The following is a 20,965-nucleotide window of genomic DNA, read 5'->3' on the forward strand; positions in this document are numbered from 1 at the left end:
GTGACCACGCCTGCCACGGCCAACCTTCTCCGCGTCGAGAAGGGCCACGCCGACCCCGAGGAGCTGGCCGCCATCACCGCGGTCCTGCTCGCCCGTGCCGCCTCGCAGCCCGAGCCGGCCGCCGCCCACCACTCCCGCACCCCGGCCGGCTGGCGCCGTCTGGAGCGCGAGGGCGGCTTCCGCGCCCCGCACAGCTGGCGCTGACGCCCCTGGCACACGGGAAAGGGCCCCCGCTCCTCGAAGGAGCGGGGGCCCTTTCCCGTGGCGGTGCTGCCGCCGAGCCCGTCGGGACGGTTACCGCAGGCGGGCCATGAGCGCGTGCTCCACCAGGGTGATGAGCGCGCTCTTGGCGTCCCCGCGGTGGCGGGCGTCGGTGGTGATGATGGGGGTGTCCGGCCCGATCTGGAGGGCCTCGCGGACCTCGTCGGGGGTGTACGGCTGGTTGCCGTCGAAGCCGTTGAGGGCGATGACGAAGGGCAGGCCGCTGTTCTCGAAGTAGTCGACGGCCGGGAAGCAGTCGGCGAGACGGCGGGTGTCGACGAGCACGACGGCGCCGATGGCGCCGCGGACCAGGTCGTCCCACATGAACCAGAAGCGGTCCTGGCCCGGCGTACCGAAGAGGTACAGGATCAGGTCCTGGTCCAGCGTGATGCGGCCGAAGTCCATGGCGACAGTCGTCGTCGTCTTGTCGCCGGTGTGCGTGAGGTCGTCGATGCCCGCGGACGCGGACGTCATGACGGCCTCGGTACGCAGCGGGTTGATCTCCGAGACGGCGCCGACGAACGTGGTCTTGCCCACGCCGAAGCCACCCGCCACCACGATCTTCGCGCTGGTGGTTGAACGGGCCGCGCCGCCGCTAGAGCTTGCGAAGTCCACTGAGCACCCTTTCGAGCAGTGTCACGTCTGGCTGACCGCCGGCGGCTTCGTCGCCGCCGGGCTGGTGAATGGCGACGAGTCCGGCCTCGGCCAGGTCGGCGACGAGGATTCGGGCGACGCCGAGGGGAATGGAGAGAAGGGCCGAGATCTCAGCGACCGACTTGATCTCGAAGCAGAGCCGGCAGATCCGCTGGTGCTCGGGCAACTGCCCCTGCAGCCGGGACGGGTCGGCCGTGGTGCTGACCAGCGCCTCGATGGCGAGCTGGTAGCGCGGCCGGGTCCGGCCACCGGTCATCGCGTACGGACGCACGAGCGGGTTGTGACCGCCCCCGGCGCCCGCGCCGCCCGAGGCGCGCGGGGCCGACGGCTGGGCCTGCGGCTGCCCGTAGGGCTGCTGGACACCCTGTCTGCTGGGTGCGGAAGGGAAGTTGTACCGGTTCTGCGCGGCGTCGCCCATCGGCGCCTGATGCGCATCGAAACCGTTGTAGGGGTTCGCCCCCGGGGGTGTTCCCACGTCTCCTCCTCCGACTGCCTCGCGGTCCATGTCCCTTGGAGCCGCGTCACCGCACCCTAACGGTGCGGTGACGAGATACGCACTGTGTGTCTGTTAGTTGAGAAGACTTCCCTGGAGCTCCGCCCGCAGGTCCGGGGTGAGGACGGAGCCCGCGCGGTCCACGAGCAGGGCCATCTCGTATCCCACCAGACCGATGTCGGACTCGGGGTGGGCGAGGACGGCCAGCGAGGAACCGTCCGAGACCGACATGATGAAGAGGAAGCCGCGCTCCATCTCCACCACGGTCTGGTTGACCGCGCCGCCCTCGAAGATCCGGGAGGCGCCCGCGGTCAGCGAGGTCAGCCCGGAGGCGACCGCCGCCAGCTGGTCGGCACGGTCCCGGGGGAATCCTTCGGACATGGCCAGCAGGAGTCCGTCGGCGGAGACCACCACCGTGTGGGACACCCCGGGGGTGTTGTCCACGAAGTTGGTGATCAACCAGTTCAGATTCTGCGCCGCCTGGCTCATCGGGCTCACACTAACGCTCCTGGTTGTAGGTACTACCCGGGCCGAAGCCCGATCCGTTCGTGTCCGACCCCGCGGTACGACCCTGCTGGACACCGCGGCGCAGGTTGCTCAACCTGCCCCGGACGTCCTCGGGCGCGCGGGAGACCTGGGGGCCGCCCTGCGGGGTCTGCTCCGCGGTGCCCTCGACCAGGTTGGCCTTGGGGACGCGCCGGGGGAGACCGGACGGAGTGACCCCGCCCGCCTTCGGCTCGCGGAGCTTCTTGGCCTGCTCCCAGCGCTCGTCGTTGGCCGAGCGCCATTCCTCGGAGCCGTCGTTCTGGTTCTGCTCGTCCTGCCCCTCCGGCTGCGCGGGCTGGGCCGGCGGCGCGGACCGCTGCGCCTGGGGCGCCTGCGGGGCGGCACCGCCGCGGCGCGGCAGACCGGCGTCGGTCAGTGCGCTGCCGGTGTCCGGAGCGGGACTCGGAGCCGGAGCCGGACGGTCGAAGCCTACGCGGTCGTGGCCCTGTTCGGGAGCGACCTGGGAAGATTCCGATTCCGGCCGGTAACCCTGGTCGAAAGCGCCCTGGTAGGAGGTCTGCGCGGGCCACTCGCCCTGGTGGGACTGGCCTTCGAACGCCTGGTCGTATCCGGCGTGGGGCGCGTCCTGGGTTCCGTACGACGCTTCCGCATACGCCTGCTGCGGGTACCCCTCGGGCTGCTGTCCGTAGCCCGCGTAGCCCTGCTGCTGGGGGTAGCCGTAGCCGTCCTGCGGCTGCTGCTCGTACCCCTGCGCGTACTCCTGGCCGTACTCCTGCGCCTGCTCCTGGGCGTACTCCTGGCCCTGCTGCTCGTACCCGGAGCCGTACTCCTGGCCGTAGCCCTGCTCCTGGCCGTACTCCTGCGGGTGCTCCTGGCCGTACCCGGCCTCCTCGGCGTAGAGCGGCGCGTCGCCGCCCTGCACCTGGGCCTCCAGGGCCGCCCGGCGCTCCTCGCGCATCAGCGAGCGGTTGACCGGGTCGAGCTGGCGGCCCTCGCCCTCCTGCTCGTAGCGCGAGTCGTCGAAGCCGAGCTCCGCCGCGGTCCGCATCGGGGCGACCGCGGGCTCGAAGCCGGTCTGCTGCTGGTGCGGGATGATCTGGGAGACCGTGAAGTCGTCCTGGACCGGCTGCTCGCCACCGCCACCGTGGGTGATGGCGTCCGGGAGCATGACCAGCGAGGTGGTGCCGGCCTGCTCGCCCGAGGGGCGGAGCTGGACGCGGATGCCGTGCCGGTCGGAGAGCCGGCCGACCACGAAGAGGCCCATGCGCTGGGAGACGGCCGCGTCCACGGTGGGCGGGTTCGCCAGCTTGTGGTTGATGTCCGCGAAGTCCTCGGCGGTGAGGCCGATGCCCTTGTCGTGGATCTCGACCATCACGCGGCCGTCGGGGAGACGGGTCGCGGTCACGCGGACCTTGGTCTGCGGGGAGGAGAAGGTGGTGGCGTTCTCCAGCAGCTCGGCGAGCAGGTGCACGAGGTCGGTCACGGCCTGGCCGTGGATCTCGGCCTCCGGCACGCCGGCGATCTCGATGCGCTCGTACTGCTCCACCTCGGAGGAGGCGGCGCGCAGCACGTCGACCAGCGGGACCGGCTGGTCCCAGCGGCGGCCCGGCTCCTCGCCTGCGAGGACCAGGAGGTTCTCGCCGTTGCGGCGCATACGGGTCGCCAGGTGGTCCAGCTTGAAGAGGTTCTCCAGCTGGTCCGGGTCGGCCTCGTTGTTCTCCAGGTCGGTGATGAGGGTCAGCTGGCCCTCGATCAGCGACTGGTTGCGGCGCGACAGGTTGGTGAAGATCGCGTTGACGTTGCCGCGGAGCATGGCCTGCTCGGCGGCGAGCCGGACGGCCTCGCGGTGGACCTGGTCGAAGGCGCGGGCGACCTCGCCGATCTCGTCCTGCGAGTCGATCGGGATGGGCTGCACACGGGTGTCGACCCGGCCCGGCTCGGTCCGGGAGAGCTGGTCGACCAGCATCGGCAGGCGCTGCTCGGCGATGCCGAAGGCCGCGGTGCGCAGCTCGCGCATCGAGCGGCTCATCTGGCGGGCCATCATCCCGGCGAGGATGAAGGCGGCCAGCAGGGCGAGGACGACGCTGGCGCCGGTGACCCAGGCGTCGGTCTGCGCGTCGGAGGAGATGTCGGTGGCCTCGGCCACGGCCTTGTCGACGAGGACCTTCTCGACCTCGCTGTAGCCGTCGAACTTGGCGGTGGCGATCGCCATCCAGGTCTCGGCGGTGATGCCCTTGGCCGCGAGGGCCCGGATCGCGTCCGCGTCCTCGGCGGTGCCGATCAGGCCGGCCGCGCCGGTGTAGACCGAGCCGTCCTTGCCCTTGGGCAGGGTGACGTTCGCGGCCTGCATCTGCTTCTCGCCCGCGGCGGCCTTGCCGGCCATCACCTTCTTCAGGCGCTCGACGTCCTCGGCGGTGCCACCGGAGTTGTACTCGCCGAGGGCGATCTGCTCCAGGTAGTTGTACGAGTTGAACGCGACCGACTGCTGGGCGAAGACGGCGTCCTTGGCGCTGGGCCGGACGAGCAGGTGGGTGCCGATGGAGCGCTGGAGGGAGCCGGCGGCCTGCGCGAGCTGGATGGCGTAGACCGTCCGGCCGTAGCTGGTGATGTTGCCGGTGCCCAGGCCGAGCTCGTTGGAGAACTCCATGAGGTAGTGCTGGACGCCGGTGTAGCCGAGCTGGGTGTTCACCGGGTCGAGGGCGGCCGTGTAGGCGGCCTTGCGGAGCGCGGCGAGCTTGGGCTCCTCGTTCTTGAACGCCTGCAGACGGCGCTCCAGGCCCTGGCCCGAGGGCATGTTCCGGACGGCCTCGTCGAACTTGGCGCGGGCCGCGTCGGTGTTGGCGTACGCCCGGGTGATGTCCTCGCCCGCGCGGTCCTTGCCGGCGAGCAGCGGGGCCGCCGTCAGGTCGCGCTCGTTGAGGAGGGCGGTGGAGTACTCCGAGGCGGCGCGCACGATGAGCGCCGTCTTCTCGGCGTCCTGGGCCTCCTGCCAGGTGTCGATCGACCCCTTGACCTGGAAGCCGCCCATGACGAGGCCGACCAGCACGGGTATGAGGAGGATCGCGTTCAGGCGGGTGGGCACGCGCCAGTTGCGCGGCGACAGCTTGCTGGAGCTGCCCCGGGGGGCGGGCGCGGGCGCGGGCGTCACCGGCACGTCCGCGGGCGATATCGCACCGCGCGACGGCGGGGTGAAGTTGCCCCGCGCCTCCTGCTCCGCGGAGCCATCCATGCTTCGCCTCACTCGACCAACAACCTCTCCGCGTCGGCACCTACGTCGTGCCGGTGTTTCGTTCAGGGCCGTACTACTCGGGAGTTCATGAATTGCAGCACGTGAAGGGGGCCGGTTCCAAACAGTGGGACGGAGCCGGTTTCCGTGGCCCACGCCTCGCATAAAACGGGCATAAAGAGCGAGCCCCGCCAAATGGCGGGGCTCAGGTGAGCGCAGCGGCACCGATCGGATGCGTCGGGTGTCCGAGGCGTCCGAATTCTCTGTCGAAATGTTATGAAGCCCCGGGCGGGCCGTGTCGAAGGCCACAGATCCACTCCGACCGGCCCGGCGCCCGGGCATATGACAACCGTCCTGGTGGGGAGCCTACTTGAGCCGCGCCATGAGGGCGTGCTCGACGAGGGTGATGAGCGCGCTCTTCGCGTCCGCGCGGTGGCGGGCGTCGGTGGTGATGATCGGGGTGTCGGGACCGATCTGCAGCGCCTCGCGGACCTCGTCCGGGGTGTAGGGCTGGCTGCCGTCGAAGCCGTTGAGGGCGATGACGAAGGGCAGGCCGCTGTTCTCGAAGTAGTCGACGGCCGGGAAGCAGTCGGCGAGACGGCGGGTGTCGACGAGCACGACGGCGCCGATGGCGCCGCGGACCAGGTCGTCCCACATGAACCAGAAGCGGTCCTGGCCCGGCGTACCGAAGAGGTACAGGATCAGGTCCTGGTCCAGCGTGATGCGGCCGAAGTCCATCGCCACCGTGGTGGTGGTCTTGCCGCCGGTGTGGGTCAGGTCGTCGATACCGGCGGAGGCCGCGGTCATCACGGCCTCGGTACGCAGCGGGTTGATCTCCGAGACGGCACCCACGAACGTGGTCTTGCCGACGCCGAAGCCACCGGCCACCACGATCTTCGCGCTGGTGGTCGATCTGGCCGCGCCGCCGTTAGAGCTTGCGAAGTCCACTGAGCACCCTTTCGAGCAGTGTCACGTCCGGCGTGCCGCCGGCTTCTCCGTTGCCCGGCTGGTGGATGGCCACCATGCCCGCCTCGGCCAGGTCGGCCACGAGGATCCGGGCGACACCGAGCGGCATCGACAGCAGGGCGGACACCTCGGCCACCGACTTGACCTCACGGCACAGGTGGCAGATGCGCTGGTGCTCGGGGAGGAGCGTGGCGAGGTGCGCCGGGTCGGCCGTGGTGCTGACCAGCGCCTCGATGGCGAGCTGGTAGCGCGGCCGGGTCCGGCCGCCGGTCATCGCATACGGACGGACCAGCGGCTGGTCGCCCTCATGACCGTACGGATCGTCCAGGGACGAGCCGCCGTACGGATCGTGAGTGGCGGGGGGCGGGGTCATGAATCCTCCGGGCGTGACAGCAAGACGTCTGCCGTCTGATGGGGCCGGTGGGGGGCCGGATGGGGCGGCCGGACGATGAACGGTGCCGGGGGCGGTACGGGATGGGGGGTGTACCGCCCCGTCGGGGAGCAGGTGCCGCGTGCGGGTGGGGGCCGCTAGTGCAGCAGGCTGCCCTGGAGCTCCGCGCGGAGATCCGGGGTGAGCACGCTGCCGGCCCGGTCGACCAGCAGCGCCATCTCGTACCCCACGAGGCCGATGTCGCACTCCGGGTGCGCGAGCACGGCCAGCGAGGAGCCGTCCGAGACCGACATCAGGAAGAGGAAGCCGCGCTCCATCTCCACCACGGTCTGTGCCACGGGTCCGCCCTCGAAGATCCGGGAGGCACCCGCGGTCAGCGAGGTGAGCCCGGACGCGACCGCCGCCAGCTGGTCGGCACGATCGCGGGGGAATCCTTCGGACATGGCCAGCAGGAGGCCGTCGGCGGAGACCACCACCGTGTGGGACACCCCGGGGGTGTTGTCCACGAAGTTGGTGATCAACCAGTTCAGATTCTGCGCCGCCTGGCTCATCGCGCTCAACTATCGCTCCTGCTGGTGGTTCGGACCGAGGTGGAAGCTACCCGTGGTCGAGTTGCCCGCCTGTCGGCCCTGCTGGATACCGCGGCGGAGATTGGTGAGCCGGCCGCGGACGTCGTCGGGTGCACGCGAGACCTGGGGGCCGGCCGAGTGGGCCTGCTCCTGTGCGGTCCCGGGTACGAGGTTGGCCTTCGGCACACGGCGCGGAAGACCGGAGGTGGTGACCCCGCCGGCGGAGGGCTTGCGCGCCCGCTCGGCCTGGCGCACCAGATCGTCGTTGGGCGAGGGCCGCCACGAGGCCGAGCCCGGCCGGCCACCGTCGCCGGCGGCCGGACCGCCCGCCGGCCGCGGACCCGCCGGAGCGGGCTGCTGCACGACCGGGGTCTGCATGGTCTGGTCGACCTGGGGCGTCCGCTGCTGCTGCTGCGCGGGCTGGACCGGCTGCGCCGGGGCCTGCTGCTGACCCTGGTCCTGGTGGAACCAGTTGGTCTCCAGCGTGTCGTACAGCGGGGTGCGCCCGTCCGCCGTGCCCGGCGCCGGCGGCAGGGCCTCCGGACGGCGCGACCGGCCGAGCTGCGGCTGACGCGGCTCGGGGGCCTGGGCCTGCGGCGCCCCGTGCTGCGGAGCCTGCGGGAGGCCCTGCTGCTGGGGAGCGAACTCGTTCCCGGTGCGCTGACGCGGGGCCGGGGCCTGCGGGGCCTGCTGCTGCGCCTGCGGCACGAAGGGCTGGCTGCCGTACGGCGGGTGGCCCTGGTACTGCGGGGCCTGCGGGCCCTGGGGAGCCTGCGGTCCCTGGGGCGCCTGCGGGGCACCGAAGTCGGGGCGCGGGAACTGGCCCGTCGAGCCGGGACCCTGCGGCAGCTGCGGAGCCTGGGGCTGCGGAGCCTGCGGGGCCTGCGGCATCTGGGGAGCCTGGGGCGCCTGCGGGGCACCGAAGTCCGGCCGCGGGAACTGGCCCGTGGAACCGGGACCCTGCGGGGCCAGGGGCGCCTCGTACTCCGGCCGCGCGAACTGCGCGGTGGAGGCCGGGTCCTGGTACTGCGGGGCCTGCGGCATCTGCGGGGCACCGAAGTCGGGACGCGGGAACTGGCCCGTCGAACCCGGGCCCTGCGGGGCGCCGGGCGCGGCGAACGCACCCGTGGTCTCCGGGTCCTCGTGGCCGCGCGGGGCGTCCAGCGGGGTCATGTCCTGCTGCGGGCGGCGCACCGGCTGCTGGGCCGCCGGGTCGCTGCCCCAGCTCGCACCCTGCGGGCGCTGCGGCTGCGGGTTGCCACCGGGCAGCTCGGCGCGCGGGAAGCCGTTCGGGGCACCCAGCGGGTCCTGCTGCTGCGGGGCCTGCTGGTTCTGAGGTGCCTGCTGGTTCTGCGGCGGCTGCTGGTTCTGCCGGGAGCCCCACACGTCCGTGCGGGACGGGATGGCGCTGGCCGCGCCGCCGATGAGACCGGCACCGGGGCCGGGCTGCGGGAGCTGCGGGAGCTGACCGGTCTGCTCCAGCTGCGCGTTGGCGGGCTGGGGCTGCTGCGGAGCCGGGGCCTGCGGCGCGCCGTCGCGGGCGGGCAGCGCGGTGCGCGGAGCACCGCCGGTGCCGACCTGGGGACGGGCTCCGCCCGGACCGGCGCCGAGGCGGCCGGCCGGGGCTGAGGGGCCGCCGAGGCCCGGACGCCCGGCACCGGGACCGCCGGCACCCGGACCGCCGGCCGCGCCGGGGCCGCCGGGCAGACGCCCGCCGGGGGCGTTGCCGCCCTGCGGGGCCGCGCCCTGGGAACCGGGGCCCGCCTTGGGGGCCGGCTTGCGGCCGCCCTGGGCGACGTCGACGGGGAGCATGACGAGCGCGGTGGTGCCGCCCGAGTCGGACGGGCGCAGCTGGATGCGGATGCCGTGTCGCAGGGACAGGCGGCCGACCACGAAGAGGCCCATGCGGCGGGAGACGGAGACGTCCACGGTGGGCGGCGAGGCGAGCCGCTCGTTGATCGCCGCGAGGTCCTCGGGGGAGAGACCGATGCCGGTGTCGTGGATCTCGACCAGCACGCGCCCGTCGGGCAGCGCGTGGCCGGTGACCCGGACCTTGGTCTGCGGGGAGGAGAACGAGGTGGCGTTCTCGAGCAGCTCGGCGAGGAGGTGCACGAGGTCGTTGACGACCCGGCCGGCGACGTCCGTCGCCGGGACCGCGGCCAGTTCGATGCGCTCGTACTGCTCCACCTCGGAGGCGGCGGCACGCAGGACGTCGACCAGCGGGACCGGGCGGGTCCAGCGGCGGCCCGGCTCCTCGCCGGCGAGGACGAGGAGGTTCTCGCCGTTCCGGCGCATACGGGTCGCGAGGTGGTCGAGCTTGAAGAGCGAGGAGAGCTGGTCCGGGTCGGCCTCGCGGGACTCCAGCTCGGAGATGAGCGAGAGCTGGCGCTGGATGAGGCCCTGGGAGCGGCGCGAGAGGTTGGTGAACATCGCGTTGACGTTGCCCCGGAGGAGGGCCTGCTCGGCGGCGAGGCGGACGGCCTCGCGGTGCACGTCGTCGAAGGCCGCGGCCACCTGGCCGATCTCGTCACGGGAGTGCACGCCGACGGACTCGACGGAGGTGTCGACGTCCTGCGGGTCGGACTCGGAGAGCTGCTTGACCAGCTCGGGCAGGCGTTCCTGGGCGACCTTGGTCGCGGTGTCCTGGAGCCGGCGCAGCGAGCGGATCATGGACCGGGCCACGACGAAGGCGCCGATGAGCGAGACGCCGAGGACGAGCAGGATCAGCGCACCGTTGATGATGGCCTCGCGCTGCGACTCCTGCCGCAGCTCACGGGCCATCGTCTCCATGTCGCCGAGGAGCTGGTTCTCGATGCGGCCCATGGCCGCGATCTTGGTCTCGTACTCGTCGGTGAAGTTGAGGTAACCGCGGCGCACGCCGCCGGGCATGGCCCCGTCGGACTTCAGCACGCGCTCGGCGTACTTCTCGGCGTCCACGATCGTGGGGTTGCCGGAGTGCAGCGAGTCGGTGAGGTCGGTGGCGTCGCCGCCGGTCGCCTCGTAGATCGCGGTGAAGGACTTGAAGGCGTTGCTCTCGCCGTTGAGCGCGGCCTCGCCGTAGAGGCGGTCGCCGGGCTGGATGCGGCCGGCGGTCTTGTCGCTGGCGGGCAGGGCGCCGGCGATGATCGCCTGCTGGATGGAGGCGTACTCCTTGGCGGACGAGAACGCGGCGAGCGCGCGGGTCCGCTTGATCATCTCGGGGTTGCTGGTCGCCTGCGCCATGTCCTGGGAGAGGCTGAGCAGCGAGCGGATGAGACGGCTGTACGCCTCGACCGTCACCGAGTGCTGGACGCCCTGCTTGTACGCGGTCGTCCGGATGTTGTGGAGGTCGATGACCTGCGACGCGATGGTGTTGACGTTGGAGCGGATGCTCCGCAGCGCCTCGTCGTCCTCGCCGTTCGGGATGGCCCGGGTGGCGTCGAGGAAGGCGTCGTACTGGCGGTCCGTGCGGCGGCGCGGGTTGGCGACCTGGTAGTCGCTGATCGGGCGCCCGTTGGCGAGCGGACCCGCGGAGAGGTCGCGCTCGGCCTGGAGGGCCTGGGCGAGCGCGGTCGCCTCACGGGTCAGCTTGGTGAGCAGCTGCATGTGGTCGAGCTGCTGCATGTCCTGGAGCGACTCGCTGATGCGGATGCCGCCGAGGCTGGTGGCCGCGACCACGGGGAGGGTCAGCAGGGCCACGAGGCGCGTCGAGATGCGCCAGTTGCGCAGCGCTATTCGGGGACCGGTGGAGTTCTCCGGGGGAGTGGGCGCTGCGCCCTTCTCCCCGCGCGGCGCGCCGGGCGCGCCGGACTGGTCGCCGGGCGCGGCGGACGGGCCGGAACGGCGTGCGGAGCCCTCGCCGGACTCGCCGTTCGGCCGCGCGGCCTTGCCCTGGTTCCTGCCCTGGCCGCCCGGGCCGGGCGCCTGCTGGGTGGAGTGCGGGGCCGCGGGACCGCGATCGGCCCCGGCACGCGGTTCCTGCTCCGACGGAGCCTCCGCGCGGCCCTTGCGGGCCGGGGCGGAGCCCGCGCCATCCCTCTTGAAACGTCCCTGCACTAGCGTCGCAACCTCTGGACCAGGCGTCCTTCCGGGTGGAACCGGAACGGACGGTGTCGGCGTCGATGGGACGCGTCGGTGCGCCCCGGGTGGTCGTCGGTGACCGGCGCAGATCCCCCTTTCCCGCCACTCGGCCGGCGCTGCGTTGCGCCCCCTGCGTGCCGGCGTCGAACCCGCGGCGGATGCGTGGAATTCCAGCACAGTGCCGGAACTCCAACAAGGGCTGAGGTCTGTACCGCAGACGGGATGACCAACCGTGCGCAGCGCGTCACCGGGTGTAGAGGATGGCCGTGGAGCTTTCGGACTTTTCACCCCCAATGACTCGGCGCCCCCGTGTGTCCCAGTCGCGATGATCAGGAGCGGAATGGAGGGTTCAGTGGCGGAATGTCCCTTTCCGTGACCTGACATGCCCGCCCGTAATGACCGGAATATCCACCCAGTGGTGAGCAAACTCACACGGGAATGGATGTCTCCGCCATGCATTCGAAGGGAACGCCTTGATTTAGCCTGACGCTTTACACCATTCTCGCGCCCGCACGGGCGCCCGTCCCGGACAAGGTCTGCCAGCGCGATGACTGCACCCACGCCCGCCACCACGGCCAACCCGCGCCGTTCCACGCTCGCCCACCTCGCGGACGCCGCCGCCCTCGGCCGCGGCGCCACCCCCGAGTACGCGACCGAGCTCCCCGGCACCACGGCCAACCCGCGCCGCACCGTTCTCATGCAGGCCCCCGCGCCCTACGTGCCGGCCTACCTCGCCGAGGCCTGATCGGGCCTCCCGCCCGCCCGCCACCGGCGATATCCGCCGGTCGGCCGCCCCGCGCCGCGTTAGCCTGGAGCGTCAGACTCCAGCCAGTACCAAGTGAGGGGCGACAGCACTCGTGCGCATCGCCAGATTCTCCATCGACGGCAATGTCGCCTTCGGCGCGGTCGAGGGCGAGGGGGCCGTCGAGTCCGGCGGCCTCGTCCTCGACATCATCAAGGGCATCCCGTACACCGACTTCGAGCTCAGCGGCACCAAGGTCCCGCTGAGCAAGGTACGGCTCCTGCCGCCGGTGCTCCCCAACAAGATCGTGGCCATCGGCCGCAACTACGCGGAGCACGCGAAGGAGCTCGGCCACGAGGTGCCCGAGGTCCCGGTCGCCTTCTTCAAGCCGACCACCTCCGTCATCGGCCCCGGCGACGCCATCGAGTACCCCTCCTTCTCCAGCGAGCTGCACCACGAGGCCGAACTGGCCGTGGTGATCGGCCGCATGTGCCGCGAGGTGCCCCGGGAGCGCGTCAAGGACGTGATCTTCGGCTACACCTGCGCCAACGACGTGACCGCCCGCGACGTCCAGAAGCGCGAGGCCCAGTGGGCCCGCGCCAAGGGCTTCGACACGAGCTGCCCGCTGGGCCCCTGGGTGGAGACCGACCTCGACCCGAGCGACCTCGCCGTCCAGGCCACGGTCAACGGCGAACAGCGCCAGCTCGGTCGGACGAGCGACATGATCCGCTCCATCGAGGACCTGGTCGTCCACATCACCGAGGCCATGACGCTGCTCCCCGGCGACGTCATCCTCACCGGCACTCCCGCCGGGGTCGGCCCCCTCACCGTCGGCGACGAGGTCGCCGTCACCATCGAAGGCATCGGCACTCTCACCAACAGGGTGATCAAGCGTGGCTAACGCGAACCTCCGCGTCCGTTTCTGTCCGTCCCCGACCGGCAACCCCCACGTGGGCCTGGTCCGCACCGCCCTCTTCAACTGGGCGTTCGCCCGGCACAACCAGGGCACCATGGTCTTCCGCATCGAGGACACCGACGCGGCCCGCGACTCCGAGGAGTCGTACGAGCAGCTCCTCGACTCGCTCAAGTGGCTCGGCCTCGACTGGGACGAGGGCCCCGAGGTCGGCGGCCCGCACGCCCCCTACCGCCAGTCGCAGCGGATGGACATCTACAAGGACGTCGCCGACAAGCTGCTCGCCGGCGGGTACGCGTACCGCTGCTACTGCTCCACCGAGGAGCTCGACGAGCGCCGCGAGACCGCCCGCGCGGCCGGCCGCCCCTCCGGCTACGACGGCCACTGCCGCGAGCTGCCCGCCGAGCAGGTCGCCGCGTACGAGGCCGAGGGCCGCACGCCGATCGTCCGCTTCCGGATGCCCGACGAGGCCATCACCTTCACCGACCTGGTCCGCGGCGAGCTCACCTTCACCCCGGAGAACGTGCCGGACTACGGCATCCTCCGGGCCAACGGCGCCCCGCTCTACACGCTGGTCAACCCGGTCGACGACGCCCTCATGGAGATCACCCACGTCCTGCGCGGCGAGGACCTGCTCTCCTCCACCCCCCGCCAGATCGCCCTCTACAAGGCGCTGATCGAGCTGGGCGTCGCCAAGGAGATCCCCGCCTTCGGCCACCTGCCGTACGTCATGGGCGAGGGCAACAAGAAGCTCTCCAAGCGCGACCCGCAGGCCTCCCTCAACCTCTACCGGGAGCGCGGCTTCCTCCCCGAGGGCCTGCTCAACTACCTCTCGCTCCTCGGCTGGTCCTTCTCGGCCGACCAGGACATCTTCACCATCCCCGAGATGGTGGCGAAGTTCGACATCGCCGACGTCAACGCCAACCCGGCCCGCTTCGACCTCAAGAAGGCCGAGTCCATCAACGCGGACCACATCCGCATGCTGGACGTGAAGGCCTTCGCCGAGGCCTGCGAGCCGTGGCTCCGGGCCCCGCACGCCCCCTGGGCCCCCGAGGACTTCGACCGCGCGGCCTGGGAGCGGATCGCCCCGCACGCCCAGACCCGCCTGACCGTCCTCTCCGAGATCACGGCCAACGTCGACTTCCTCTTCCTGGCCGAGCCGGTCTTCGACCAGGCCTCGTGGGACAAGGCGATGAAGGGCGAGCCCGCGGCCCTCCTCGCCACCGCCCGCGAGAAGCTGGTGGACGCCGACTGGAACGACCCCGAGTCGCTCAAGAACGCCGTCCTGGCCGCCGGCGAGGCCCACGGCCTCAAGCTCGGCAAGGCCCAGGCCCCGGTCCGCGTCGCGGTCACCGGCCGCACCGTCGGCCTCCCCCTCTTCGAGTCCCTGGAGATCCTGGGCGAGGAGAAGACCCTGGCCCGCATCGACGCGGCCCTGGCGAAGCTCGCCGCGTAACCGCGCGCCGCACCCCGCACGGGGGCGGCGGCCGGAGACCCCTCCGGCCGCCGCCCCCGTCGCCGTATCCGGGCCGCACGGCGGCCCGGACCGCGTGGACGTGCCCCGGAACCGCGGGAACCGCCCCCGGCGGACCGTCCGGCGGCGTACCGTCGGTCCCATGAGCATTCGCGCCGTCCTCTGGGACGTGGACGACACGATCTTCGACTACGCGAGCGCCGATCGTGCCGGGATGCGCGCCCACCTCGCCGCCGAGGGCCTGGCCGGACTGCACGGCTCCGTCGAGGACGCCCTGCGCCACTGGAAGGAGCTCACCGAGCTCCACTGGCGGCGCTACGAGGTGAGCCCGGAGGGGGGCTGGCAGGAGCAGCGGCGCGACCGCGTCCGCGACTTCCTGGACCGCCCCGCCATGACCGACCCGGAGGCCGACGCCTGGTTCGGGCGGTACGTGACCCACTACGAGGCCGCCTGGGAGCTCTTCCCCGACGCCCTGCCCGTCCTCGACCTCCTCGCGGCCGAGTACCGCCAGGCCGTCCTGTCGAACAGCAGCATCCACGCCCAGGAGCCCAAGCTGCGCGCCCTCGGCGTCCGCGACCGCTTCGAGGCCGTGCTGTGCGCCGCGGAGCTGGGCAGCGCCAAGCCCGCCGCCGAGGCCTTCCACGCCGCCTGCACCGCCCTGGGGCTCGCCCCGCACGAGGTCGCGTACGTGGGGGACCGGCCCGACATCGACGCCCTCGGCGCCCAGGAGGCGGGGCTCCGCGGCATCTGGCTGGACCGCGCCGGCACCGGCGGACAGCCCGGCCTGCACCGCATCACCGACCTCCACCAGCTCCCTCCGCTGCTCCGCGGGGATACCCGTTTTGGAGCACCGTCCACCTTCGGGTAATGTTCTTCCTGCGCCGAGGGAACGGGCCGAAAGGCAAGAACCCCCGAAGCGCAAGCCGAGCAAGATCCCTCTCACGGGGAAGTTGCCCCGGTGGCCTATGGTGTAATTGGCAGCACGACTGATTCTGGTTCAGTTAGTCTTGGTTCGAGTCCAGGTAGGCCAGCTCGCAGAGCTCATCTGCAAACCGTGGATGGCATCCACAAAGCCCCCGTTGTGTAGCGGCCTAGCACGCCGCCCTCTCAAGGCGGTAGCGCCGGTTCGAATCCGGTCGGGGGTACAGATCCTTCCCGCGGGATCACTTGGGTAGCTCCCAGGTGGACCCGATGCAGGATCGCTAGGGCCCCCGTTGTGTAGCGGCCTAGCACGCCGCCCTCTCAAGGCGGTAGCGCCGGTTCGAATCCGGTCGGGGGTACGACGCTGGTCTAACCACGTATTGGTCTATGGTGTAATTGGCAGCACGACTGATTCTGGTTCAGTTAGTCTAGGTTCGAGTCCTGGTAGACCAGCTCGGGTCTGCGGCGGAAACGCCCGCATGATCCAAAGCCCCCGTTGTGTAGCGGCCTAGCACGCCGCCCTCTCAAGGCGGTAGCGCCGGTTCGAATCCGGTCGGGGGTACTCGAAACGAAGAAGCCCTTCCCTCCGGGGGAGGGCTTCTTCGCCGTTCCCCCGCACCCCTCCGCGTCCGGACACAACTCCGGCCCACCGCTGCGGCGTTGGAGCGGTGGGCCGGGGACGTACAGGTGAACAGGGAGCAGGTCAGCCGTTGCGGCGGAGGGCCTCGGAGAGACGGGCGGCGGCGTCGATGACCGCCTGGGCGTGCATGCGGCCCGGGTGGCGCGTCAGACGCTCGATCGGACCCGAGACCGACACGGCGGCCACCACGCGGTTCGACGGGCCCCTGACGGGCGCGGAGACGGACGCGACGCCCGGCTCCCGCTCGCCGATCGACTGGGCCCAGCCGCGGCGCCGCACGCCCGACAGGGCCGTCGCCGTGAAGCGGGCGCCCTGGAGGCCGCGGTGCAGCCGCTCGGGCTCCTCCCAGGCCATCAGGATCTGCGCCGACGAGCCGGCCTTCATGGTCAGCGTCGAGCCCACCGGGACCGTGTCCCGCAGGCCGGACAGCCGCTCGGCCGCCGCCACGCAGATGCGCATGTCGCCCTGGCGCCGGTAGAGCTGCGCGCTCTCCCCGGTCACGTCGCGCAGATGCGTCAGCACCGGCCCCGCCGTCGCCAGGAGACGGTCCTCACCCGCCGCCGCGGCCAGCTCCGCCAGCCGCGGACCGAGGATGAAACGGCCCTGCATGTCGCGGGCCACCATCCGGTGGTGTTCCAATGCCACAGCCAGTCGGTGGGCCGTGGGTCGTGCGAGTCCCGTCGCCGCGACCAGTCCTGCGAGGGTGGCCGGACCGGACTCCAGGGCGCTCAGGACAAGGGCTGCCTTGTCGAGAACGCCTACGCCGCTAGAGTTGTCCATGCAACGATATTCGCGTCTCACTCTGTGAAACGCAAGTTCAATTTTCCGGGGAACTTGTCACTCTGGTGAGGCGGCCGCACAACGGACCGCACAACGGTCTCTAGTGGTGCCGGCGCAGCCGCCGGCCGGAGGGAAAGCGATGGGTAGGACACTCGCGGAGAAGGTCTGGGACGACCACGTCGTCCGGCGCGCCGAGGGCGAGCCCGACCTCCTCTTCATCGATCTTCACCTGCTGCACGAGGTGACCAGCCCCCAGGCCTTCGACGGCCTCCGGCAGAACGGCCGCCAGGTCCGGCGCCTCGACCTCACCCTCGCCACCGAGGACCACAACACCCCCACCCTCGACATCGACAAGCCGATCGCCGACCCGGTCTCCCGCGCCCAGCTGGAGACCCTGCGCAAGAACTGCGCCGAGTTCGGTGTGCGGCTCCACCCGCTCGGCGACGTCGAGCAGGGCGTCGTCCACGTGGTGGGACCGCAGCTGGGCCTGACCCAGCCCGGCATGACCGTGGTCTGCGGCGACTCCCACACCTCCACCCACGGCGCCTTCGGCGGTCTGGCGTTCGGCATCGGCACCAGCCAGGTCGAGCACGTCCTGGCCACCCAGACGCTGCCCATGGCCCGCCCGAAGACCATGGCGATCACCGTCGACGGCGAGCTGCCCGCCGACGTCACCGCCAAGGACCTCATCCTCGCGATCATCGCGCGGATCGGCACCGGCGGCGGCCAGGGCTACGTCCTGGAGTACCGGGGCTCCGCCATCGAGAAACTCTCGATGGAGGCCCGCATGACCATCTGCAACATGTCCATCGAGGCCGGTGCCCGCGCGGGCATGATCGCCCCCGACCAGACCACCTTCGACTACCTGGAGGGCCGCCCGCACGCCCCCGTGGGCGAGGACTGGGACGCGGCCGTCGCCTACTGGAAGACCCTGCGGTCCGACGAGGACGCCGTCTTCGACGCCGAGGTCGTCATCGACGCCGCCGCGCTCGCCCCCTTCGTCACCTGGGGCACCAACCCCGGCCAGGGCGCCCCGCTTTCGGCGAACGTCCCCGACCCGGCCTCGTACGAGGACCCCTCGGAGCGCCTCGCCGCCGAAAAGGCCCTGGAGTACATGGGGTTGACCGCCGGGCAGCCGCTGCGCGACATCAAGGTCGACACCGTCTTCGTGGGCTCCTGCACCAACGGGCGCATCGAGGACCTGCGCAACGCCGCCTCCCTCCTGGAGGGCCGCAAGGTCGCCGACGGCGTCCGCATGCTGGTCGTCCCCGGCTCCGTCCGGGTCGCCCTGCAGGCCGTCGAGGAGGGCCTGGACAAGGTCTTCAAGGCCGCCGGGGCCGAATGGCGGCACGCCGGCTGCTCCATGTGCCTGGGCATGAACCCCGACCAGCTGGCCCCCGGTGAGCGCTCCGCGTCCACCTCCAACCGCAACTTCGAGGGCCGGCAGGGCAAGGGCGGCCGCACCCACCTGGTCTCCCCCCAGGTCGCCGCCGCCACCGCCGTACTGGGCCACCTGGCCTCCCCGGCCGACCTGTCCGACGCCGTCACCACCGCGGGGGTCTGAGGAACCATGGAAGCTTTCACCACGCACACCGGCCGGGCCGTCCCGCTGCGCCGCAGCAACGTCGACACCGACCAGATCATCCCCGCGCACTGGCTCAAGAAGGTCACCCGCGACGGCTTCGAGGACGGCCTCTTCGAGGCCTGGCGCAAGGACGCCGAGTTCGTCCTCAACCGCCCCGAGCGGCAGGGCGCCACGGTCCTGGTGGCCGGCCCCGACTTCGGCACCGGCTCCTCCCGCGAGCACGCCGTCTGGGCGCTCCAGAACTACGGCTTCAAGACCGTCATCTCGGCCCGCTTCGCCGACATCTTCCGCGGCAACTCGCTGAAGAACGGTCTGCTCACCGTCGTCCTGCCGCAGGAGACGGTGGACGCCCTCTGGGAGCTCACCGAGGCCGACCCGACCGTCGAGATCACCGTCGACCTGGAGGCCCGCAAGGTCCTGGCCCCCGGGATCGACGCCGACTTCGAGCTCGACGAGAACGCCCGCTGGAGGCTCCTGAACGGGCTCGACGACATCAGCCTCACCCTTCAGAACGAAGGCGACATCGCGGCCTACGAGGCGGAGAGGCCGTCCTTCAAGCCCCGTACAATTACGGCCTGAGCAGCGCTTTTCCAAGACTGCGCCCCCCACCCTCCGGTGGGGGGCGCAGTCGCTTGTTGAGACCCCGTCGGGCGACAACTCGCCCTAGATGGCACAATCGGTGCATGGAACGCGACAGCCAACTCGAGCTCTACGAGGCAGTCGCCGCCCGATTGAAGGAAGCGCACTCCCGGGTGCGCACACTGCAAGTCCCGGAGGGCGTAAGGATGGCGCTGTCCCGGAAGCTGCTGGTCGTCACGGCCGCGGCGAAGCACGATCTCGCGGACGCGGCGACGCGTCTGGACCGGTTGATGAAGGACCTCGATGAGGGCCGATTCCCTGAAGACGACTGACGCCAGGAACTCCGCAACGGCACTTCCGCGTTGCGGCACAAGGGTGATTAGACCGTTTCGTGTTTGATTTGCGGTATATACATGCCTAACGTGCGAAAACGCTTGAACAGTTTCGTTCCGGCAAAGTCTCCGAAGGGGAAGACGTGAACAAGGCGCAGCTCGTAGAAGCGATTGCCGACAAGTTGGGCGGTCGCCAGCAGGCCGCCGAAGCCGTCGACCACGTGCTCGACGCCATCGTGCGTGCCGTGGTGTCCGGCGACCGGGTCTCGGTCACCGGCTTCGGCTCGTTCGAGAAGGTCGACCGTCCGGCCCGCTACGCCCGCAACCCCCAGACGGGCGAGCGCGTGCGGGTCAAGAAGACCTCGGTTCCGCGTTTCCGCGCAGGCCAGGGCTTCAAGGACCTGGTCAGCGGCTCGAAGAAGCTCCCCAAGGGCGGCGAGGTCTCCGTCAAGAAGGCCCCCAAGGGCAGCCTGACCGGCGGCGGCGCCTCCGCCACCGTCAAGAAGGCCGCGGCGAAGAAGGCCACCACGGCCAAGAAGGCCGCCGCCAAGAAGGCCACGCCGGCCAAGAAGACCACCGCCGCCGTCGCGAAGAAGGCGACCCCGGCGAAGAAGACCACCACCGCGGCCGCGAAGAAGACCACCACCGCCGCCGCCGCGAAGAAGACCTCGGCGGCCGCGAAGAAGACCACCACCGCCGCCGCCGCGAAGAAGGCCACCACGGCCACCACGGCCAAGAAGGCCGCCGCCAAGAAGACCGCCCCGGCCAAGAAGGTCACGGCGAAGAAGGCGCCCGCCAAGAAGACCACGGCGCGCAAGACCGCCACGGCCAAGAAGGCCGCCGCCAAGAAGTAGGACGGGTCACCGCACGTCCGCCGGGCCGGGCTCTCCGCACGGGAGCCCGGCCCGCGGCGCGCCCGGGCACCTCAGAAGGTCTGCAGGGTCACCAGCGTGATCCGCAGCTCCGCGCCCGAGGTGCCCGGAGCCGCCTCGATCCGCACCCGCTGCCCCGGCCGCAGCAGCCGCAGCCCGCCCGCGTCGAAGGCCTCCGCCCCGAACCCCACCGGGGTGCCGTCGTCGAGCAGCACGCTGCCGCTGCGGGTCTCGGGGTCGTACGTGTACGCGGTCGCCTGCATGGACCGCAGCCTATCCGGCCGGCGCCGGCCGCCGGGCGGCCGTCCGCGGGCCGAGCCCCAGCGCCCCCGCCTCCTCCAGGTCCTCGCCGGTGTCCACGTCCCGGCGCACCGAATCCACCCCGGCCAGCCGGATTTCCACCGCCCCCGACGACAAATGCCGGAGCCGCGACGGACCCCCGAAAGCCGGTTCCAATTCCACGCCCGGCGCCGCCGAGAGGAATGTCGTACCTATTTCGGAGGCATCCGCGAGAAATGCCCTCGGGAATTGCCGGGCCGCGGACAGGACCCGCGCCAGCTCCACCGGGCGCAGCGCCGGGAGATCCGCGTTCAGCGCCGCCACGCGCGCGTGCGGCCGCCGTCTCCGCACCGCCCGCGCCCCGTGCGCGAGCGCCGCGTTCAGCCCCGCCGCCGGCGCGTCCGGCACGATCCGGGCCCCCAGCGCGCCCAGCGCCCGGGCCGCCAGGGAATCGTCCGTGACCACCACCACGTCCCGTACCTCCGGACAGTCCAGCGCCGCCGCCACCGTGTCCTCGGCGAAGGCCAGGGCCAGCCGGGGCCGCAGCAGCTCCCCCGTGGCGGGGGCCAGCCGGCTCTTCGCCAGGGCCAGGGGCTTCAGGGGTACGACCAGGGTCCAGCCGTCGTCCGCATCCGTGTTCATCGCCGCCCATTCTGTCCCGCCCCGGCGGTACGGCCCCGGCCCCGGGGCGTACGGTGTCCTCGACAGAGCTGGAGCACGGG

20 protein-coding genes and 5 tRNA genes are annotated in these 20,965 nt (G+C 71.6%); 14 read left to right on the plus strand and 11 right to left on the minus strand.

Annotated elements, in window-relative coordinates; genetic code table 11:
• The gene (locus tag IE287_RS07320; protein ID WP_189848073.1) at window positions 1-204 is read left to right on the plus strand and encodes an acyl-CoA carboxylase subunit epsilon; all 204 of its coding nucleotides are present in this window, start codon (window positions 1-3) and stop codon (window positions 202-204) included.
• A gap of 90 nt (window positions 205-294) precedes the next feature.
• On the opposite strand, the gene IE287_RS07325 is transcribed toward IE287_RS07320, so the two are convergent.
• The 8 genes from IE287_RS07325 to IE287_RS07360 all read right to left on the minus strand — a co-directional run bounded on the left by IE287_RS07325 (window position 295) and on the right by IE287_RS07360 (window position 11,102).
• Window positions 295-876: a GTP-binding protein gene (locus tag IE287_RS07325; RefSeq protein WP_189848074.1), complete on the minus strand. Its 582-nt coding sequence runs from the start codon at window positions 874-876 to the stop codon at window positions 295-297.
• Entirely contained in the window at window positions 857-1,390 is a 534-nt protein-coding gene (locus IE287_RS07330; RefSeq protein ID WP_189848075.1) for a DUF742 domain-containing protein, read from the minus strand. The genes IE287_RS07325 and IE287_RS07330 overlap by 20 nt, the downstream gene beginning before the upstream one ends.
• A gap of 93 nt (window positions 1,391-1,483) precedes the next feature.
• Window positions 1,484-1,897, minus strand: a complete 414-nt coding sequence (locus tag IE287_RS07335) for a roadblock/LC7 domain-containing protein (RefSeq protein ID WP_030496939.1) — start codon at window positions 1,895-1,897, stop codon at window positions 1,484-1,486.
• A gap of 10 nt (window positions 1,898-1,907) precedes the next feature.
• Entirely contained in the window at window positions 1,908-5,156 is a 3,249-nt protein-coding gene (locus tag IE287_RS07340; protein WP_189848076.1) for a nitrate- and nitrite sensing domain-containing protein, read from the minus strand.
• A gap of 351 nt (window positions 5,157-5,507) precedes the next feature.
• Window positions 5,508-6,089, minus strand: coding sequence for a GTP-binding protein (locus IE287_RS07345; RefSeq protein ID WP_189848077.1), 582 nt, complete (start codon window positions 6,087-6,089; stop codon window positions 5,508-5,510).
• Complete coding sequence (locus tag IE287_RS07350) at window positions 6,070-6,480, minus strand: DUF742 domain-containing protein (protein WP_030496941.1); 411 nt, start codon at window positions 6,478-6,480, stop codon at window positions 6,070-6,072. Before IE287_RS07350 ends, IE287_RS07345 begins: the two co-directional genes overlap by 20 nt.
• 155 nt (window positions 6,481-6,635) lie before the next feature.
• The gene (locus IE287_RS07355; RefSeq protein WP_030496942.1) at window positions 6,636-7,049 is read right to left on the minus strand and encodes a roadblock/LC7 domain-containing protein; all 414 of its coding nucleotides are present in this window, start codon (window positions 7,047-7,049) and stop codon (window positions 6,636-6,638) included.
• 9 nt (window positions 7,050-7,058) lie between these two features.
• Window positions 7,059-11,102, minus strand: coding sequence for a sensor histidine kinase (locus tag IE287_RS07360; protein WP_189848078.1), 4,044 nt, complete (start codon window positions 11,100-11,102; stop codon window positions 7,059-7,061).
• A gap of 571 nt (window positions 11,103-11,673) precedes the next feature.
• On the opposite strand from IE287_RS07360, the gene IE287_RS07365 reads away from it, so the two are divergent.
• From IE287_RS07365 to IE287_RS07405, 9 genes are all read left to right on the plus strand, one after another.
• Window positions 11,674-11,871: a hypothetical protein gene (locus tag IE287_RS07365; protein ID WP_189848079.1), complete on the plus strand. Its 198-nt coding sequence runs from the start codon at window positions 11,674-11,676 to the stop codon at window positions 11,869-11,871.
• A gap of 112 nt (window positions 11,872-11,983) precedes the next feature.
• Window positions 11,984-12,769 (plus strand): fumarylacetoacetate hydrolase family protein, encoded by a 786-nt coding sequence (locus tag IE287_RS07370; RefSeq protein WP_189848080.1) that lies wholly within the window; start codon window positions 11,984-11,986, stop codon window positions 12,767-12,769.
• Window positions 12,762-14,237, plus strand: a complete 1,476-nt coding sequence (gene gltX, locus IE287_RS07375; RefSeq protein WP_189848081.1) for a glutamate--tRNA ligase — start codon at window positions 12,762-12,764, stop codon at window positions 14,235-14,237. Before IE287_RS07370 ends, gltX begins: the two co-directional genes overlap by 8 nt.
• Window positions 14,238-14,397: 160 nt before the next feature.
• Window positions 14,398-15,123: an HAD family hydrolase gene (locus IE287_RS07380; protein ID WP_189848082.1), complete on the plus strand. Its 726-nt coding sequence runs from the start codon at window positions 14,398-14,400 to the stop codon at window positions 15,121-15,123.
• Window positions 15,124-15,214: 91 nt separating this feature from the next.
• Window positions 15,215-15,286 (plus strand) — tRNA-Gln (locus IE287_RS07385).
• 41 nt (window positions 15,287-15,327) lie between these two features.
• A tRNA-Glu gene (locus IE287_RS07390) sits at window positions 15,328-15,400 on the plus strand.
• 62 nt (window positions 15,401-15,462) lie between these two features.
• Window positions 15,463-15,535 (plus strand) — tRNA-Glu (locus IE287_RS07395).
• Between the two features lie 22 nt (window positions 15,536-15,557).
• Window positions 15,558-15,629: transfer RNA gene (locus tag IE287_RS07400), tRNA-Gln, on the plus strand.
• Window positions 15,630-15,665: 36 nt separating this feature from the next.
• A tRNA-Glu gene (locus tag IE287_RS07405) sits at window positions 15,666-15,738 on the plus strand.
• 141 nt (window positions 15,739-15,879) lie between these two features.
• Here the strand turns inward: IE287_RS07405 and ndgR are convergent.
• Window positions 15,880-16,596 (minus strand): IclR family transcriptional regulator NdgR, encoded by a 717-nt coding sequence (ndgR, locus tag IE287_RS07410; RefSeq protein WP_005311436.1) that lies wholly within the window; start codon window positions 16,594-16,596, stop codon window positions 15,880-15,882.
• 139 nt (window positions 16,597-16,735) lie between these two features.
• Here ndgR and leuC point away from each other — a divergent pair, with 139 nt between their 5' ends.
• The 4 genes from leuC to IE287_RS07430 all read left to right on the plus strand — a co-directional run bounded on the left by leuC (window position 16,736) and on the right by IE287_RS07430 (window position 19,946).
• Window positions 16,736-18,160 carry a 3-isopropylmalate dehydratase large subunit gene (leuC, locus tag IE287_RS07415; protein WP_189848083.1) on the plus strand — a complete coding sequence of 475 codons (1,425 nt, stop codon included), beginning with the start codon at window positions 16,736-16,738 and terminating at the stop codon, window positions 18,158-18,160.
• Between the two features lie 6 nt (window positions 18,161-18,166).
• The gene (gene leuD / locus IE287_RS07420; RefSeq protein ID WP_189848084.1) at window positions 18,167-18,760 is read left to right on the plus strand and encodes a 3-isopropylmalate dehydratase small subunit; all 594 of its coding nucleotides are present in this window, start codon (window positions 18,167-18,169) and stop codon (window positions 18,758-18,760) included.
• A gap of 104 nt (window positions 18,761-18,864) precedes the next feature.
• Complete coding sequence (locus tag IE287_RS07425) at window positions 18,865-19,092, plus strand: SCO5555 family protein (protein WP_189848085.1); 228 nt, start codon at window positions 18,865-18,867, stop codon at window positions 19,090-19,092.
• A 143-nt stretch (window positions 19,093-19,235) separates the two neighbouring features.
• Window positions 19,236-19,946 (plus strand): HU family DNA-binding protein, encoded by a 711-nt coding sequence (locus IE287_RS07430; protein ID WP_189848086.1) that lies wholly within the window; start codon window positions 19,236-19,238, stop codon window positions 19,944-19,946.
• Window positions 19,947-20,017: 71 nt separating this feature from the next.
• Here IE287_RS07430 and IE287_RS07435 read toward each other — a convergent pair whose 3' ends face one another.
• Both IE287_RS07435 and cofC read right to left on the minus strand, forming a co-directional pair.
• Window positions 20,018-20,227 (minus strand): hypothetical protein, encoded by a 210-nt coding sequence (locus IE287_RS07435; RefSeq protein WP_189848087.1) that lies wholly within the window; start codon window positions 20,225-20,227, stop codon window positions 20,018-20,020.
• Between the two features lie 10 nt (window positions 20,228-20,237).
• The gene (gene cofC / locus IE287_RS07440) at window positions 20,238-20,885 is read right to left on the minus strand and encodes a 2-phospho-L-lactate guanylyltransferase (RefSeq protein ID WP_189848088.1); all 648 of its coding nucleotides are present in this window, start codon (window positions 20,883-20,885) and stop codon (window positions 20,238-20,240) included.
• Window positions 20,886-20,965 lie beyond the last annotated feature (80 nt).

It is taken from the genome of Streptomyces omiyaensis (assembly GCF_014650895.1).
In the GTDB taxonomy this organism is placed as follows: domain Bacteria; phylum Actinomycetota; class Actinomycetes; order Streptomycetales; family Streptomycetaceae; genus Streptomyces; species Streptomyces omiyaensis.

Excerpts from the sequence above, each read along its gene's own strand:
- leuD (WP_189848084.1), top strand. The coding sequence starts at position 18,167 with ATGGAAGCTTTCACCACGCACACCGGCCGGGCCGTCCCGCTGCGCCGC.
- cofC (WP_189848088.1), bottom strand. The coding sequence starts at position 20,885 with ATGAACACGGATGCGGACGACGGCTGGACCCTGGTCGTACCCCTGAAG.
- IE287_RS07425 (WP_189848085.1), top strand. The coding sequence starts at position 18,865 with ATGGAACGCGACAGCCAACTCGAGCTCTACGAGGCAGTCGCCGCCCGA.
- IE287_RS07335 (WP_030496939.1), bottom strand. The coding sequence starts at position 1,897 with ATGAGCCAGGCGGCGCAGAATCTGAACTGGTTGATCACCAACTTCGTG.
- ndgR (WP_005311436.1), bottom strand. The coding sequence starts at position 16,596 with ATGGACAACTCTAGCGGCGTAGGCGTTCTCGACAAGGCAGCCCTTGTC.
- IE287_RS07350 (WP_030496941.1), bottom strand. The coding sequence starts at position 6,480 with ATGACCCCGCCCCCCGCCACTCACGATCCGTACGGCGGCTCGTCCCTG.
- leuC (WP_189848083.1), top strand. The coding sequence starts at position 16,736 with ATGGGTAGGACACTCGCGGAGAAGGTCTGGGACGACCACGTCGTCCGG.
- IE287_RS07380 (WP_189848082.1), top strand. The coding sequence starts at position 14,398 with ATGAGCATTCGCGCCGTCCTCTGGGACGTGGACGACACGATCTTCGAC.
- IE287_RS07355 (WP_030496942.1), bottom strand. The coding sequence starts at position 7,049 with ATGAGCCAGGCGGCGCAGAATCTGAACTGGTTGATCACCAACTTCGTG.
- IE287_RS07435 (WP_189848087.1), bottom strand. The coding sequence starts at position 20,227 with ATGCAGGCGACCGCGTACACGTACGACCCCGAGACCCGCAGCGGCAGC.
- IE287_RS07365 (WP_189848079.1), top strand. The coding sequence starts at position 11,674 with ATGACTGCACCCACGCCCGCCACCACGGCCAACCCGCGCCGTTCCACG.